Origin of the sequence: Microbacterium jejuense (assembly GCF_039544225.1) — a bacterium.
Classification (GTDB): domain Bacteria; phylum Actinomycetota; class Actinomycetes; order Actinomycetales; family Microbacteriaceae; genus Microbacterium; species Microbacterium jejuense.
In genome coordinates, this window is record NZ_BAABLG010000008.1 from 13,668 (window position 1) to 29,140 (window position 15,473).

Consider the following 15,473-nt stretch of genomic DNA (forward strand, 5'->3'; position numbering starts at 1 on the left):
TCACGTATCCGGGTCTAGGCCGAACGCAGCCAGAGCACCGCGATGAGGGCGGCGAGCGCGATGAGCACCAGCACGGCGACCGCGATACCGGCCCACCCCATCGCGGCGAACACGAACCCGAGCGCCCACCCGAACAGGCTCGACCCGGCGTAGTACCCCAGGTAGTACAGCGACGACGCCTGGGCCCGCGCGTCGGCGACGCTGGCGACCGGGGCCCAGCCCGAAGCGACGGCATGTGCCGCGAAGAATCCCGCCGTGAACACCAGCAGCCCCACGAGGATCACCGGCACCGACGGCGGCAGCGTGAGGGCCGCACCGGCCGACATCACGACGATCGACGCCACGAGCACCGGGAATCGCCCGAACCGCGTCGCCAGCGCGCCGGCCACCGGCGAGGCCACCGTTCCGGCCAGGTACGCGAGGAACAGCAGGCTGACGGCCCAGTGCGGCATCGAGTACGGCGGCGCGGTCAACGCGAAGCCGAGGTAGTTGTAGAGCGCGACGAACCCGCCCATGAGCAGGAACCCCTGCGCGTACAGCGCGAGCTGCCGCCGCGACCGCAGGTTCTCGGCCAGGCGGTGCGCGAGCGAGGGCCCCCGGTGCGGGCGGTGCCGCAGCGCCACGAACCCGCGCGCCCGCGGCACGAGCACGAGGAAGGCGACAGCCGACAGCGCGCACACCACCGCGACCGCGAGCACACCTGCCTCCCAGCCCGCGACATCCCCGATCGGACCCGCGATCAGTCGTCCTGCCAGCCCGCCGATCGTCGTGCCCGCGATGTAGCTGCCCGCCGCGGCGGCGGTGTGGGCGGGATCCACTTCTTCGCTGAGGTACGCGAGCGCGATCGCGGGCACCGCACCGAGCCCGACGCCCTCGAGCAGGCGCAGCACCAGCAGCGCGCCGATGTCGGGGCTGAACGGCGCGAGCAGCCCGAACACCGTCGCGACGAGGATGCCGGCGGCCATCGCCGGCACGCGGCCCACCCGATCGGCGACCGCCGACCACGGGATCACTGTCGCCGCCAGCCCGAGCGTCGTCATCGAGACGGCGAGCGCCGCCGTCGCGGGCGGCACGGCGAACTCCTGCGCGATCAGCGGCAGCACCGCCTGCGGCGAGTACAGCTGCGCGAACGTCGCGATGCCGGCGAAGAACAGCCCCGCGATGAGTCGCCGGTACGCCCGGTCGCCGGGCAGATGCCCTGTGAACGTGACGGCCGACATCGCCTTCGAGCGTACGCCCGCGCAAGCCCGGGCGCGTCGCGACTAGAGTCGTGGAGGCCGCGCGGGTCGCGGCATCCACCCCTCTTCCCCCTCTGCGGCGCATCGGCGCGCACCCGACAGGAGTCCCCGTGTCCGCCGCCACCGCCGAACCCGCCGACCGCTACCGCATCACCCCGACCGTGCTCCAGGCGCTGCGCAGCCCGCGGCTGCTGACGCGCGAGGTGCTCGCGGGCCTGGTCACCGCGCTCGCGCTGATCCCCGAGGCGATCGCGTTCTCGGTCGTCGCCGGCGTCGACCCGCGGGTCGGCCTGTTCTCGTCGTTCGTGCTCGCCGTGGTGATCGCCTTCACCGGCGGGCGCCCGGCGATGATCACGGCGGCCGCGGGCGCCGTGGCCCTCGTCATCGCGCCCGTCGCGCGCGAGTACGGCTCGGACTACCTCATCGTGACGATCGCCCTGGCGGGCCTCATCCAGGTGCTGTTCGCCGTTCTCGGCGTCGCGCGCCTGCTGCGCTTCATCCCTCGCAGCGTCATGGTCGGGTTCGTCAACGCGCTGGCGATCCTCATCTTCCTGTCGCAGGTGCCGCAGCTGATCGACGTGCCGTGGGCGGTGTACGTGCTGGTCGCGGCGGGCCTGGGCATCCTGTTCGTGTGGCCGCACATCACCCGGGCCGTCCCCGCACCGCTCATCGCGATCGTGCTGCTGACGACAGCCGTCGTCGTGTTCGGGCTGTCGGTGCCGAACGTGGCCGATCAGGGCGAACTGCCCCGGAGCCTGCCCGAGCTGCTCCTCCCGCAGGTGCCCCTGACCTGGGAGACGCTGCAGATCGTCGCCCCGTTCGCGTTCGCCGCCGCGCTCGTGGGTCTGCTGGAGTCGCTCATGACCGCCAAGCTCGTGGACGACCTCACCGACACGCACTCGCGCAAGACCCGCGAGGCGTGGGGCCTCGGCGTCGCCAACGTCGTGTCGGCGTTCTTCGGCGGCACCGGCGGGTGCGCGATGATCGGCCAGACGATGATCAACGTCAAGACCTCGGGCGGCCGCACGCGCATCTCGACGTTCCTCGCCGGCGTCTGGGTGCTGGTGCTCGTCGTGGCCCTCGGCGACATCGTGGGGCTCATCCCGATGGCGGCGCTCGTGGCCGTCATGATCGTGGTGTCGGCGATGACCTTCGACTGGCACAGCATCCGCCCGTCGACGCTGCGTCGCATGCCGCTCAGCGAGACGGCCGTCATGCTCGTCACCGTCGTCGCGACGGTGTGGACCCACAACCTCGCCGTGGGCGTGATCCTCGGGGTGCTGGCCGCGATGGTGCTGTTCGCCCGGCGGGTCGCACACTTCACGACAGTGACCCGAACGCTCGACGGCGACACCGCCCGCTACCGCGTCGACGGCGAGCTGTTCTTCGCGTCGAGCAACGACCTCACCACACAGTTCGCCTACGCGGCCGACCCGGCGCACGTCGTGATCGACCTCTCACGCACACACGTGTGGGACGCCTCGACTGTCGCTGCCCTCGACGCGATCGTCACGAAGTACGCGCAGCGCGGCATCGCTGTCGAGCTCGAGGGCATGTCGGATGCCGCAGCAGCGTTCCATGGGCGACTGAGTGGCGAGCTCGGCTCGGCCTGAACGCCAGAACTCACAGCGCGCTCCCAGTCTCGCGGGACCAAAACCACCCGGGCATCCGTTCTTCTTCATGACGCCGCAGCCAGCCGCGTCGAACCAGGAGGAATCGTGAGCAACGACTACCGCAAGACCCCCGAGGCCCTCAGCCGCCTCACCCCCGCGCAGTATCGCGTGACGCAGGACGACGGCACCGAGCCGGCGTTCCGCAACGAGTACTGGAACAACCACGAGGCCGGCATCTACGTCGACGTCGTTTCGGGTCAGCCCCTCTTCTCGTCTGCCGACAAGTACGACAGCGGAACCGGATGGCCGAGCTTCACCCGCCCCATCGAGCCCGACGCGGTGACCACCAAGAAGGACCGGTCCTTGTTCATGCCCCGCACCGAGGTGCGCTCGGCGGGCGCCGACAGTCACCTCGGTCACGTCTTCCCGGACGGCCCACGGGATGCCGGAGGCCTGAGATACTGCATGAACTCGGCCGCACTGCGCTTCGTGCCCGTCGCATCGCTCGACGACGAGGGCTACGGCGACTACCTCGACCGCTTCGACACACTCAGCGACCCGAATCCCGAGAACCAGGAGAACGCATCATGACCAGCGGACCCTTCGACACCGGAGAGATCACCCGCACCCCCGGCACCGAGACGGCTGTCCTCGCCGGCGGCTGTTTCTGGGGCATGGAGGACCTCATCCGTCGCCAGCCCGGCGTGAAGTCGACCCGCGTCGGCTACACCGGCGGCGAGAACGCCCACGCGACGTACCAGCGCCACCCCGGCCACGCCGAGGCTGTCGAGATCGTCTTCGACCCCGCCGAGACGTCTTATCGCGACATCCTGGCGTTCTTCTTCCAGATCCACGACCCGTCGACGAAGAACCGTCAGGGCAACGACATCGGCACGAGCTACCGCTCGGCGATCTTCCCGCTCTCCCCCGAGCAGGCCGAGGTCGCCCGCGACACCATCGCCGACGTCGACGCCTCAGGGCTGTGGCCCGGCAAGGCCGTCACCACGATCGAGTCCGAGGGCCCGTTCTGGGAGGCCGAGCCGGAGCACCAGGACTACCTGATCCGCTACCCCAACGGGTACACGTGCCACTTCCCGCGCGCCGGCTGGGTCCTGCCCAAGCGCGCCGACGCGACGGCGTAGCACCGGACGACGAGAGGATGCCGCGGCCCGCCGGGTCGCGGCATCCTCTCGTTCCGGGCACGACGCGCAGGCGCCCGTCCAGCTCGCTGTGATACGGTTGCGGTCGCCCGATCGGGCCGCCGCGTCGATCTCCTCTGCCTCATTGCGGAGACCAGAGCGCTCGACGCCTCACCGCCACCGCGGTCGCATCCTTCCTCCGACTCCCGCGAACGACCACGTCCTCGTCTCGTCCGCGCACCCACACGTTTTGACACTCATTCACCCTGCATCCGTATCCCTTCATCCTCCGCTCGACTGGCGCCAGGCCGACCACGACGTCTTCGTCGCCACGTCGGCCGGCGAGTACGCCGGCTTCGTCCACATCGTCGCCGGCGGCTTCGAGGCGCACAGTGCCCGCGGCGAGCGCCTCGGCGTGTTCGCCGACCGCACCGCCGCCGCGCACGCCGTGGCGGCATCCATCACCCGCACTCCGCGCTCCCGTACGCGCGGTGTGCCCCACCTGCGCCCGCTCCGCACACGTCGGAGCGGCACCCCGGGCCGCACACGCGGTCCACAGAACAAAAGGAAAGACACGATGGCCACTGGCACCGTGAAATGGTTCAACTCCGAGAAGGGCTACGGCTTCATCGCACCCGATGACGGCTCGGCCGATCTCTTCGCACACTTCAGCGCGATCACCGGCAGCGGCTTCAAGGAGCTGCGCGAGGACCAGAAGGTGGAATTCGACGCCGAGCAGGGCCCCAAGGGCATGCAGGCGGCCAACATCCGCCCGCTCTGATCTCCCGTCGGCCGGGGCGCCACTGTGCCCCGGCCGACGATCACCTGGCAAGGTCCGGTGTATTCCGGCCGCGACATACCGGTGCACGTAGCCTGGCACCAGCGATCGGCATCCGCCCTTGGCTTTCACGGCCAACGCGGTCCCGATCGAATCCACAGGTGCACCCATCTCTTCCACCGCCCTCGAGCCTCGGCTCGGCCCCGTCCGTCAGACCTACGCCGGGACGACGGAGTTCCCGCCCCTCACCCGCGCCTACACCGACGTCGCGCAGGTCATCCGCGAGACGGGCCTGATGCGCCGCGCACCGTGGTTCTATGCGGTCGTCGGCCTCGCCATCGCCCTGGCCTTCGGCGGAGCGATCACCGGCTTCGTCCTTCTCGGCCACAGCTGGTTCCAGCTGCTCATCGCCGCCGCCCTCGGCGTGCTGTTCACCCAGGTCGCCTTCCTCTCGCACGAGGCGGCGCACCGGCAGATCCTCACGTCGGGACCGGCGAACGACAGGCTCGCACGACTGCTCGGCAACGGCGTCGTCGGCATGAGCTACTCGTGGTGGGCGAACAAGCACACGCGTCACCACGCCAATCCGAACCGCGTAGGCAAGGACCCCGATATCGAGGTCGACACGATCTCGTTCCTCGACGTCGACGCCGCGCAGGCGCGCGGGCTGCAGCGCCTCATCACCCGACGTCAGGGCTGGCTGTTCTTCCCGCTGCTCACGCTCGAAGGCCTCAACCTGCACTTCCTCGCCTTCCGGCACCTGTTCGGCCGCGCACCGGTGAAGGGCCGCTTCGTCGAGCTGGGGCTGCTCGCCGCACGGTTCGCCCTGGTGTGGACGCCCGTCTTCGTGTTCCTCCCGCTCGGGATGGCCTTCGCCTTCCTGGGGGTGCAGCTGGCCGTCTTCGGCGTGTACATGGGTGCGTCCTTCGCCCCCAACCACAAGGGGATGGCCGTCATCGCCCCCGACGCCAAGCTCGACTTCTTCAGCAAGCAGGTGCGGACCTCGCGCAACATCTCCGGCGGCTGGTGGGCGACCTGGCTCATGGGCGGCCTGAACTACCAGATCGAGCACCACCTGTTCCCGAGCATGGCGCGCCCGCACCTCGCCCGCGCGCGTGCGATCGTGATCGACCATTGCCGCACGCTGGAAGTCCCCTACGCCGAGACGTCGCTGTGGCGCTCGTACGGCATCGTCATCGACTACCTCAACCGGGTGGGCCTCGCGGCGCGAGATCCGTTCGACTGCCCGGTCGTGGCCACCTACCGGAAGGCCTGAACCGGTCGGGCGCGGCATCCGCGATCCTCAGTTGATGATCGTGCTGAAGGCGAGCACGATGATCAGCGCGTTGAGGAAGAAGCTGGTCGTGGTGTGCCACACCACGCTCCAGCGCATGCGCGTGGTCATGACCTGGACGTCCGAGACCGAGAAGTTCGTGGCGTTGGTGAACGCGAAGTAGACGAAGTCGGCCAGGCGCGGGGTGCCGCTGCCGGGGAAGACCAGCGGCGGCACGACCGCCCGCCGGTAGCGGCGCTCGTAGATGCGGGCGAACCCCCAGTGGTACAGCGCCCACGACAGCAGCATCGCGAACACGGCCACCGGCTCCACCCACCCGGCCCAGTCGGGGTCGTCGCGCAGCAGCAGGATCTCGGTGGCCGCGATGATGCCGACGAGGCTCGCGAGGAACGTCGCGCTCACCGTGACGGCGTTGACGACGGGATGCAGATCGACCCGTGCGACCCAGCGCGGCGCCGCGTCGTGCGGCCGTCGGACGGTCACCGCCACCGCGATCACCGAGGCGAGCCAGTACAGCGCGCCCAGCGCGGACCACCCCGCGAGGGCGAGGACGGTCCCGGCATCGTCGTCGGCGAAGAAGACCACCAGGCCGAGCCAGATGAGGGCGAGCTGCACCAGCAGGTCCACGACCCGCACGATCACCGCCCAGACCACATGCACCCCCGCTCCGAGCTCCTGGCTGACACCGTAGCGGGTCGGGTGTCTCCGGTGCGGGCGCTACTCCCCCGGACGCCGCAGGAATCCCGAGAACAGCGTGTGCAGCAGCGGCAGGATGGACAGGATCATCAGCACGGTGCCGATCGTGAGGTCCTGCGAGCGCAGCACGGCGCCGCTGATCAGCAGGCCCGCGAACAGCACGGCCGACACCGCTCGGCGGCCCATGCGCTCGAGCTTGCGCAGCTTCTGGTCGAGTTTGGGCACGTCGGCGACGAGCTTGCCGTCGACGATCTGCGACACCATCTCGTCGAGCCGCTTCGGCAGCCGCGCCACGACCCCGGCGACCGACACGGCCTCGCGCGCGAAGCCCTGCACGACGTTGCCGCTCTGATCCCGCAGCAGCTGGTCGGCGTACGGCTCGACGGCGTCCCACACGTTGAACGCCGGGTCGAGGGCGCTGCACACGCCGCTGGTGAGCGAGATGGCCCGCACGATGAGCAGGAAGTTCTCGGGCAGCTGGAACGGCAGCGATCGCACCACATCGCCGAACTCGGTGGCGAACGCCTGGAACTCGCGCGGATCGACCTTCTGCAGCTCGGCGAACCCCATGCCGCCGAACCGGGCGAACAGCGCCGTCATCGCCCGCTCGAGCTCGCCGGTATCGGCTGAGGGCAGCAGGGCGCCGACGTCGCGGATGCTCGCGACCATCCTCTTGCTGTCGCGCGCGGCGACCGCGATGATCAGCTGCTGCAGGCCGGTGCGCAGCGTCGCCGGCACCTCGCCCATCATCCCGAAGTCGACGAACGTCAGCGTCCACGGGCGGGCGCCGGGCGTCGCATCAGGGCCGGCGGGCGTGACGAAGATGTTGCCCGGATGCGGGTCGGCGTGGAAGTACCCGTCGATGAAGAGCTGGTCGAACATGACGTTCGCGAACTCTTTCGCGACCGCGGCCGGGTCGATGCCCGCCGCCCGCAGCCCGTCGACGTCGGTGATCTTGATCGCGGTGACATCGGCGAGCACCAGCACGCGCCGCGTGGTCCGCTCCCAGGCCACCTCGGGCACCGTGACGCGCTCGTCGCCCGCGAAGTTCTCGGCGAAGCGCGCCGCGTTGCGCGCCTCGAGCAGGTAGTCGATCTCGTCCCGGCTCGTGCTCGCGAACTCCTCGACCAGCGCGGGCAGATCGACGTGGTCGTGGATGACGCGGACGCGGCTGAGCCACGTCGCGACCCGCCGCAGCGCCGCGAGGTCGACGTCGACGATCGCGTCGATGCCCGGCCGCTGCACCTTCACGACGACGTCTGTGAAGCCGGTGTCGGCGGCATCCTGCGGGTTCAGTCGGGCGCGGTGGGCCTGACCGAGGGATGCCGCGGCCACCGGAACCTCGTCGACCCCCGCGAACGCCTGCTCGAGCGGGACCCCGAGCTCGGCCTCGGCGAGCGCGCGGATCGCGGGGAACGCCACCGGCGGCACCTCGTCCTGCAGGCCCTCCAGCTCGGTGGTGATCTCGGGCGGCAGCACGTCCAGCCGCGACGACAGGAACTGGCCGACCTTGATCATGAGTCCGCCGAGCGACACCGCGAGGACGTGGAAGTTCTTGGCGATGTGCTCCAGGCGCTTCGGCCGGTTGCGCGCCGCGAGGGCGCTCAGCCCGAAGCGCGGGAGGACGAGCTCGAACCACCACGCCTGCACCATGTAGCGCGAGGCGAACCGCAGGATCCGCCGATAGCGGGCGCGCGTGCCACCGGCGTCTGCCATCGGTCTCCTGTCAGTCCTGAGCGAGAATGGAGTAGAGCCTACGCCGCGCCTCGTCGAGCACGTCGACGGCCTGTGCGACCTGCTCCGGTGTACCGCCGCGGGCGACCTGCGCGGCTGCCTGCGCGAGCTTGGCGCCCGCCTTCGGCAGCGCGGTGGCGCGTCCGGCCTCAGCCGTGCCGAACGCCTCCCACGGTGCGGTGCGGTCCTCGCCCGCGGCGACCTCGGCGCGGCCCGCATCGGTCAGCGCATAGGTCTTCTTGCCACCTGACTCCTCCGCGACCACGAGACCCTCGTCGGCCAGCAGCTGCAGCGTGGGATAGACCGAGCCGGGGCTCGGCTTCCAGGCGCCGCCGCTGCGCTCCTCGATCTCGTGGATGATCTGGTAGCCGTGCATGGGCTGCTCGGCGAGCACCGCGAGCACGGCCGCCCGCACGTCGCCGCGGCCCACGCGGGGCGAGAAGCGCTGCTCGAAGGCCTCGCGCAGCTGGTCCATCGCCTCGAAGAGCCCGCCGGGCAGACTCTGCCCCGCCTGGTTCCGGTGACGGGGCCCGAATCCTGGATACGTACCGCTCATGACGACCTCCTGACGAGTGCCTGCCGATACCCCGACGATACATAGCGATATATCGGCAGACAAGGCTCCGGTCAGATTTGGTTGCCTGAGGCAATTATCGGCGTAGACTCGGATCATGGATGCCGCACCCCGCGCCGACCTGCTCGCTTCGCTGACGCGCCTCATGTCGCGCTGGTCGTCGAGCACGGTGCAGGCGCGCATCGCAAGCGGCGTGGGAGTGGCCCTCGACCCCACCGAGATCCGTGCGATCTACACGCTCGGACTCCACGGCGGCGCCGCGCGCCCGAGCGCGCTCGCCGACGAGCTCAACGTCACGCGCCCCACGATGTCGAAGCTCATCACGCGACTCCTCGCCGACGATCTGGTCACTCGCGCCGCACACCCCGACGACGGACGGGCGACCACCGTGGCCTTCACCGCGCGCGGCGAGGACGCGTACCGCCGGCTGGTCACGGCGGGGCACGTCATGGTCGACCACGTGCTCGACGACTGGACCCCGGCCGAGGTCGACGCCTTCGGCGCGCTGCTGCGCCGCTTCGTCGACGGACTCCTCACCGAGTCCCCCGGCCCCGAGACTCCCGCGGATCCCGCGCGAGAAGACCCCGCCGCACACCCGCGGCCCACCGCGACGGCGACCCCGTCGCCGTCAGAAGGAGACTGAAATGCCCCGCACGTACGTCGTGACAGGTTCCGCGTCCGGCATCGGAGCCGCCACCGCCGCGCTGCTGCGCAGCCGTGGCGAGAACGTCGTCGGCATCGACCTGCAGGCTGCCGAGATCGAAGCCGACCTGTCCACCCCCGAAGGGCGGGCGGATGCCGCGGCCCAGGCGATCGCGAAGACCGGCGGCGTGATCGACGGCGTGATCGCGTGCGCCGGCATCTCGGCGCCGATCGGCAAGACGATGTCGATCAACTTCTTCGGCGTGGCCGAGCTGCTGACCGGCCTGCTGCCGGCACTGCGCGCGTCCGAGGCGCCCCGCGCGGCCGTCGTGTCGTCCATGGCCTCGCTGCAGCCCGTCGACACCGCGCTCGTCGAGGCGGCGCTGTCGGGCGACGAGCCGGCGGCCGTCGCCCGCGGCGAGGAGCTCGCCGCCCAGGGACCCGAGGTCGGCTACCTCAACTACCCGTCCTCCAAGCGCGCGCTGTCGCGGTGGGTGCGCCGCGCCTCGATCTCGACGGACTGGGCCGGTTCCGGCATCCCCCTCAACGCCGTCGCCCCCGGCACCGTCATCACCCCGATGACCGCCGGTCTTCTCGCCACGCCCGAGGGCGCGGCCATGGTCGACGCCGCCGTGCCGATGCCGCTCAACCACCACCAGCCCGCGTCGTCGATCGCCGAGCTGCTGGTGTGGCTGACGAGCCCGGCGAACACGCACATGGCGGGCCAGACGATCTACTGCGACGGCGGCGCCGACGCCACGCTGCGCGGCGACGACATCTGGTCGTGGAACGACCCGGTGTGATCGGCGCCCTGCGCCGAGACGAGTGGATGCCGCGGCCACGGGCCGCGGCATCCCTCTTCGTCATTCCGGGGAGGGTCGGCCGTAGGCCTCCAGCAGCCGCAGCCACACCTCGCTGATCGTCGGGTACGACGGCACCGCGTGCCACAGCCGTTCGATCGGCACCTCACCGACGATCGCGATCGTGGCCGAGTGCAGCAGCTCCCCGACGTCCTGCCCGACGAAGGTGGCGCCCACGAGCACGTGACGCTGCTCGTCGATGATCGCGCGCGCCTGCCCGGTGTAGTGGTCGGCGACCTCGCTCGCCCCCGAGACCCAGTACAGGTCGTAGTCGACGACGCGGACGTCGAGCCCGGCCTTCGTGGCCGATGCCTCGGTGTGCCCGACCGCGGCGACCTCGGGATCGGTGAACACGACCTGCGGCACCGCCGCGTGGTCGGCGGTCGCCACGTGGGCGCCCCACGGCCGGTCGTCGACGGCCCGCCCGCGCGCCCGGGCGGCGATCACGTCCCCGGCGGCCCGGCCCTGGTACTTGCCCTGATGCGTGAGCAGCGCACGGTGGTTGACGTCGCCGACGGCGTAGAGCCAGTCCACGCCGCGGACCCGCAGCGTGTCGTCGACGTCCAGCCACGACCCCGGCGCGAGCCCGACGACGTCGAGTCCGATGTCGTCGGTGCGCGGCACGCGCCCTGTCGCGACGAGCACCTCGGCGGCGCGCACCTCGGAGCCGTCCGAGAGCGTCAGCACGACGTCGCCGCCGGCGTCACGCTCGGCACGCTCGACCTCGACGCCGGTGCGGACGTCGGCGCCGGCATCCCGCAGCGCCTTCGTGACGGCCTCGCCCGCGAACGGCTCGGTGCCCCGCAGCAGGCCGGAGCGCGCGATGACCGTCACCGGGATGCCGAAGCCTGTGAACAGGGTCGCCATCTCGCTGCCGACGACCCCGCCGCCGAGGATCGCCAGGGATGCCGGTACCTCGCGCACGCCCGTCGCGTCGCGGCTCGTCCACGGCTGCACGTCGCGCAGCCCCGGGATGTCGGGAAGGAGCGCGGCCGACCCTGTCGACACCACGACGGCGTGACGGGCGGCGAGCACGGTCTCGGCGCCGTCGGCGCCGGTCACGGTGACCTCGCGCTCGCTCGTCAGGCGCCCGTGGCCGCGGACCAGGTCGATTCCCGCGCCCTGCAGCCAGGTCACCTGCGAGGTGTCGTCCCAGTCGTGCACGAACTCGTCGCGCCGCGCCAGCACGGCCGCGACGTCCAGCTCGCCGGTCACGGCCGCCGCCGCGCCCTTGACGTCGCGCGCCGCCCGCAGCGCGGCCGCGGGCCGCAGCATCGCCTTCGAGGGGATGCACGCCCAGTACGAGCACTCCCCGCCCACGAGCTCGCTCTCGACGAGCACCGTCGAGAGCCCGCCTTGCACGGCGCGGTCCGCCACGTTCTCGCCCACCGGCCCGCCGCCGATCACGATCAGGTCGTATTCCCGAACAGTCATGCGCCCCAACGTATCGGCGCGCGCCGACAGCGGGCGACCCCCTTGCGCGATCCGCCGCGGCATCCGTTCCTTCTCTGGCTTCCCCCATCGTGCGCGATCCGAAAACCGGAGATTCGCGCGTTCTCCGGAGATTCCCACGTCGCAGACTCCGGAATACCCGCGATCGTCCGATATTCGGATCGGCGGAGAGCGGATGCCGGCGGCCGGCGCAAGGTGCTGTCTCAACGTCGGAGGGGTGTGGTTATCTGGGAACCCCGCTGGCACTCCGGCCGAAAGGGCAGCATGGCGATCGAATTCCGCGCGGTCTCGAAGAGGTATCCGGATGGCACCGTCGCCGTCGATGACTTCAGCGTGCTCATGCCCGCACACAAGACGACGGTGCTCGTCGGGTCGTCCGGCAGCGGCAAGACCACACTGCTGCGCATGATCAACCGCCTCGTCGAGCCGTCGAGCGGCGTGATCACGATCGACGACGAGCCGATCTCCGAGCGCGACGCGGTGAAGCTGCGGCGCGGGATCGGGTACGTGCTGCAGAACGCGGGGCTCCTCCCCCACTTCTCGGTCGTCGACAACATCGCGACGGTGCCGGTGCTCAACGGCGTGCCCCGCGCGCAGGCCCGCGCGCAGGCGCTGGAGCTCATGGACGTGGTCGGCCTCGAGCGGGGGCTCGCCAAGCGGTATCCGAGCCAGCTGTCGGGCGGTCAGCAGCAGCGCGTCGGCGTCGCGCGCGCCCTCGCCACCGACCCCAACATCCTGCTGATGGACGAGCCCTTCGGCGCCGTCGACCCGATCGTGCGGCGCGAGCTGCAGGCCGAGATCATCCGGCTGCAGCGCGAGCTCGCCAAGACGATCGTGTTCGTGACGCACGACATCGACGAGGCGTTCCTGCTGGGCGATCAGGTCGTGATCCTCGAGAAGGGCGCCCGCATCGCGCAGATCGGCACGCCCGACGAGATCATCGAGCACCCGGCGAGCGCGTTCGTCGCCGACTTCATCGGGGTCGAGCGCGGCACCCGGGCGCTGCGCGCCAGGCAGACCGACCGCGGCACCGTGCTCATCGACGCCGCCGGCCGGGCGCAGGGCGTGCTCGTGGAGGACTCGCCGTGAGCTGGGTGCTCGACAACCTCGACCTGATCTGGGCGCTCACCGTCGCGCACCTGCGTCAGAGCGCGATCTCGGTCGTCGTCGCCTTCGTCGTGGCGATCCCCGTCGGCTGGCTGGCGTTCCGGTACACCAAGCTGCGCGGCACCGTGCTGACGGTCGTGGGGCTCCTATACACGATCCCGTCGTTCGCGCTCTTCCCACTGCTGACGGTGTTCTTCGGCATCCCGCTGCTGTCCGACGCGACCCTCATCGTCGCGCTGGCGATCTACGGGGTCGCGATCATGACGCGGTCGGTGACCGACGGCCTCGCCTCCGTCGACGAGGTCACCCGCTCGGCGGCCGTCGCCGTCGGCTTCGGCGCGTGGCGCCGGTTCTGGACCGTGGACTTCCCCCTCGCCGGGCCCGTGATCCTCGCCGGCCTGCGGGTCACGGCCATGTCGACGATCTCGCTCGCGACCATCGGCACGCTCATCGGGGTGCAGAACCTCGGGTACCTGTTCACGAACGGCTCGCAGCGGCGGATCGTGGCGGAGGTGTTCGCGGGCGTCGTGGCCGTCGTCGTGATCGCGGTGCTGATAGACCTCGCGCTGCTGCTGCTCGGGCGACTGCTCATGCCGTGGACCCGGCGCACATCGCCGCCGCGGTGGGATCGCATCAGGTGGGCGGTGCCCACATGAACCTCCTCCTCGACGCGTTCGCGTGGATCTTCTCGCCCGACCGGCTCACCGGATCCCTCACCCTGCCGATGGCGATCGCCCAGCATCTCGCCTTCACGTTCGGCTCCGTCGCGATCGCGGCGGTCATCGCGATCCCGGTCGGCTGGCTCATCGGCCATACCGGGCGCGGGCGCGAGATCGCGGTGATCCTGTCGGGTGCGGCCCGTGCGCTCCCCGCCCTCGGCCTGGTCATCCTGCTCGTCATGCTGGCCGGCGTGACCCTCAAGACCGAGGCCGCCGTCACCGTCTTCGTGATCCTCGCGATCCCCTCGATCCTCGCCGGCGCATACGCCGGCATCGAGGCGATCGACCGCTCTGTGATCGACGCCGGACGCGCGATGGGAATGACCGAGTGGCAGATCCTGTTCCGGATCGAGATGCCTCTGGGTCTCTCGCTCCTCATCGGCGGACTCCGCTCCGCGACGCTGCAGGTGGTCGCCACCGTGACCATCGCGGCCTACGTCGGCCTGGGCGGACTCGGATTCTTCATGATCCAGGGGCTCAACTCCCGCAACTTCACCGAGATCCTCGGGGCGTCGATCGTCGTCGTGGCGCTCGCCCTCGTGCTCGACGGGCTCTTCGCCCTGCTCGCGCGGTTCGCCGTGCCGCGCACCACCGGTCCCCGCACCCGCCTCTCCCGCGCCGAGGCCGCTCCGCTCCCGGTCGCGCAGGCGTCTCACTGATCCCCCACCACCACATCGGAGGTACGACAATGTCCACCGCACGAACCCGCCTCGCGCTCGCCCTCGCGGGCACCGCCGTCGCGGCGCTCGCCCTCGCCGGATGCGCCTCGAACGACCCGCTCACCGGCGACAGCACCGACGCCGGCGGCGCCACCGAATCGTCGACGATCGTCATCGGGTCCCAGCAGTACTACTCGAACGAGATCATCGCCGAGATCTACGCCCAGGCCCTCGAAGGCGCCGGCTTCACCGTCGAGCGCAACTTCAACATCGGTCAGCGCGACCTGTACATGCCGTCGATCGAGGACGGGTCGATCGATCTGTTCCCCGAGTACACCGGCAACCTGCTGCAGTTCTTCGAGCCCGACACGACGGCGACTCAGTCCGACGACGTGTACGCGGCGCTGAAGGACGCGCTGCCCGACGGCCTCACGGTGCTGGACCAGTCGCCGGCGACCGACCAGGACTCGTACAACGTGACGGCAGCCTTCGCCGAGGAGCACAACCTGACCTCGATCGCAGACCTTGCGAACGTGGACGGGCTCGTGCTGGGCGGCGCCCCGGAGCTCGAGACGCGCCCGTACGGCCCGACCGGCCTCAAGGACGTCTACGGCGTCACTGTCTCGTTCTCGGCGACGGCCGACACCACCGTGGACGAGCTCGTGGCGGGCAGCATCCAGGTGGCCGACGTCTACAGCGCCGACCCGCAGATCCAGACGAAGGACCTGGTGACGCTCGAAGACCCGAAGTCGCTCTTCCTCGCCTCGCACGTGGTGCCCGTGGTGAACGCCGATATCGCCGACGAGATCGCCGACGTCATCAACCCGGTGAGCGCGAAGCTCACCCCCGAGGGCCTCATCGCCATGAACGTCGAGTCGACGCAGGACGAGCGTTCGGCCGACGACATCGCCAAGGACTGGCTGGCCGCCAACGGCTTCAGCTGATCCGTCGCGAGAGGGGCACGACGA

The 15,473-nt window shown here is 70.7% G+C and carries 16 protein-coding genes; 11 read left to right on the forward strand and 5 right to left on the reverse strand.

The features are described from left to right. Positions 1-14: 14 nt before the first annotated feature. Positions 15-1,220: an MFS transporter gene (locus tag ABEA46_RS12720; protein ID WP_345544926.1), complete on the reverse strand. Its 1,206-nt coding sequence runs from the start codon at positions 1,218-1,220 to the stop codon at positions 15-17. A gap of 128 nt (positions 1,221-1,348) precedes the next feature. Here ABEA46_RS12720 and ABEA46_RS12725 point away from each other — a divergent pair, with 128 nt between their 5' ends. The 5 genes from ABEA46_RS12725 (at position 1,349) to ABEA46_RS12745 (ending at position 6,044) form a co-directional block, all read left to right on the forward strand. Beyond that, positions 1,349-2,851 (forward strand): SulP family inorganic anion transporter, encoded by a 1,503-nt coding sequence (locus ABEA46_RS12725; RefSeq protein ID WP_345544927.1) that lies wholly within the window; start codon positions 1,349-1,351, stop codon positions 2,849-2,851. A gap of 105 nt (positions 2,852-2,956) precedes the next feature. After that, complete coding sequence (gene msrB / locus ABEA46_RS12730; RefSeq protein ID WP_345544928.1) at positions 2,957-3,442, forward strand: peptide-methionine (R)-S-oxide reductase MsrB; 486 nt, start codon at positions 2,957-2,959, stop codon at positions 3,440-3,442. Then, positions 3,439-3,993 carry a peptide-methionine (S)-S-oxide reductase MsrA gene (gene msrA, locus ABEA46_RS12735; protein ID WP_345544929.1) on the forward strand — a complete coding sequence of 185 codons (555 nt, stop codon included), beginning with the start codon at positions 3,439-3,441 and terminating at the stop codon, positions 3,991-3,993. The genes msrB and msrA overlap by 4 nt, the downstream gene beginning before the upstream one ends. Before the next feature lie 574 nt (positions 3,994-4,567). Continuing rightward, entirely contained in the window at positions 4,568-4,771 is a 204-nt protein-coding gene (locus tag ABEA46_RS12740) for a cold-shock protein (protein WP_345545731.1), read from the forward strand. Between the two features lie 145 nt (positions 4,772-4,916). Beyond that, the gene (locus tag ABEA46_RS12745; RefSeq protein ID WP_425563196.1) at positions 4,917-6,044 is read left to right on the forward strand and encodes a fatty acid desaturase family protein; all 1,128 of its coding nucleotides are present in this window, start codon (positions 4,917-4,919) and stop codon (positions 6,042-6,044) included. A gap of 27 nt (positions 6,045-6,071) precedes the next feature. On the opposite strand, the gene ABEA46_RS12750 is transcribed toward ABEA46_RS12745, so the two are convergent. From ABEA46_RS12750 to ABEA46_RS12760, 3 genes are read right to left on the reverse strand one after another with little or no spacing between them, the layout of a single operon-like run. Continuing rightward, positions 6,072-6,722 (reverse strand): DUF1345 domain-containing protein, encoded by a 651-nt coding sequence (locus ABEA46_RS12750; RefSeq protein WP_345544930.1) that lies wholly within the window; start codon positions 6,720-6,722, stop codon positions 6,072-6,074. Positions 6,723-6,779: 57 nt separating this feature from the next. Further along, positions 6,780-8,474: an ABC1 kinase family protein gene (locus ABEA46_RS12755; protein ID WP_345544931.1), complete on the reverse strand. Its 1,695-nt coding sequence runs from the start codon at positions 8,472-8,474 to the stop codon at positions 6,780-6,782. Positions 8,475-8,484: 10 nt separating this feature from the next. Next, positions 8,485-9,048, reverse strand: a complete 564-nt coding sequence (locus ABEA46_RS12760) for a PadR family transcriptional regulator (protein WP_345544932.1) — start codon at positions 9,046-9,048, stop codon at positions 8,485-8,487. 115 nt (positions 9,049-9,163) lie between these two features. On the opposite strand from ABEA46_RS12760, the gene ABEA46_RS12765 reads away from it, so the two are divergent. Together ABEA46_RS12765 and ABEA46_RS12770 are read left to right on the forward strand one after the other, a co-directional pair. Continuing rightward, positions 9,164-9,709, forward strand: a complete 546-nt coding sequence (locus ABEA46_RS12765) for a MarR family winged helix-turn-helix transcriptional regulator (RefSeq protein WP_345544933.1) — start codon at positions 9,164-9,166, stop codon at positions 9,707-9,709. A 1-nt stretch (position 9,710) separates the two neighbouring features. Beyond that, a complete protein-coding gene (locus ABEA46_RS12770) occupies positions 9,711-10,511 on the forward strand; it encodes an SDR family oxidoreductase (RefSeq protein WP_345544934.1) in 801 nt (266 codons plus the stop codon). Positions 10,512-10,571: 60 nt separating this feature from the next. Here ABEA46_RS12770 and ABEA46_RS12775 read toward each other — a convergent pair whose 3' ends face one another. Next, complete coding sequence (locus ABEA46_RS12775; RefSeq protein WP_345544935.1) at positions 10,572-12,002, reverse strand: dihydrolipoyl dehydrogenase family protein; 1,431 nt, start codon at positions 12,000-12,002, stop codon at positions 10,572-10,574. 282 nt (positions 12,003-12,284) lie between these two features. On the opposite strand from ABEA46_RS12775, the gene ABEA46_RS12780 reads away from it, so the two are divergent. Genes ABEA46_RS12780 through ABEA46_RS12795 form a run of 4 tightly spaced genes read left to right on the forward strand, consistent with a single transcriptional unit; the run spans position 12,285 to position 15,449 of the window. Continuing rightward, complete coding sequence (locus tag ABEA46_RS12780; protein ID WP_345544936.1) at positions 12,285-13,109, forward strand: ABC transporter ATP-binding protein; 825 nt, start codon at positions 12,285-12,287, stop codon at positions 13,107-13,109. Next, positions 13,106-13,783, forward strand: a complete 678-nt coding sequence (locus ABEA46_RS12785; RefSeq protein WP_345544937.1) for an ABC transporter permease — start codon at positions 13,106-13,108, stop codon at positions 13,781-13,783. Before ABEA46_RS12780 ends, ABEA46_RS12785 begins: the two co-directional genes overlap by 4 nt. After that, a complete protein-coding gene (locus tag ABEA46_RS12790; RefSeq protein WP_345544938.1) occupies positions 13,780-14,505 on the forward strand; it encodes an ABC transporter permease in 726 nt (241 codons plus the stop codon). Before ABEA46_RS12785 ends, ABEA46_RS12790 begins: the two co-directional genes overlap by 4 nt. A 29-nt stretch (positions 14,506-14,534) precedes the next feature. Next, a complete protein-coding gene (locus ABEA46_RS12795) occupies positions 14,535-15,449 on the forward strand; it encodes a glycine betaine ABC transporter substrate-binding protein (RefSeq protein WP_345544939.1) in 915 nt (304 codons plus the stop codon). The last annotated feature ends 24 nt before the right edge of the window (positions 15,450-15,473 follow it).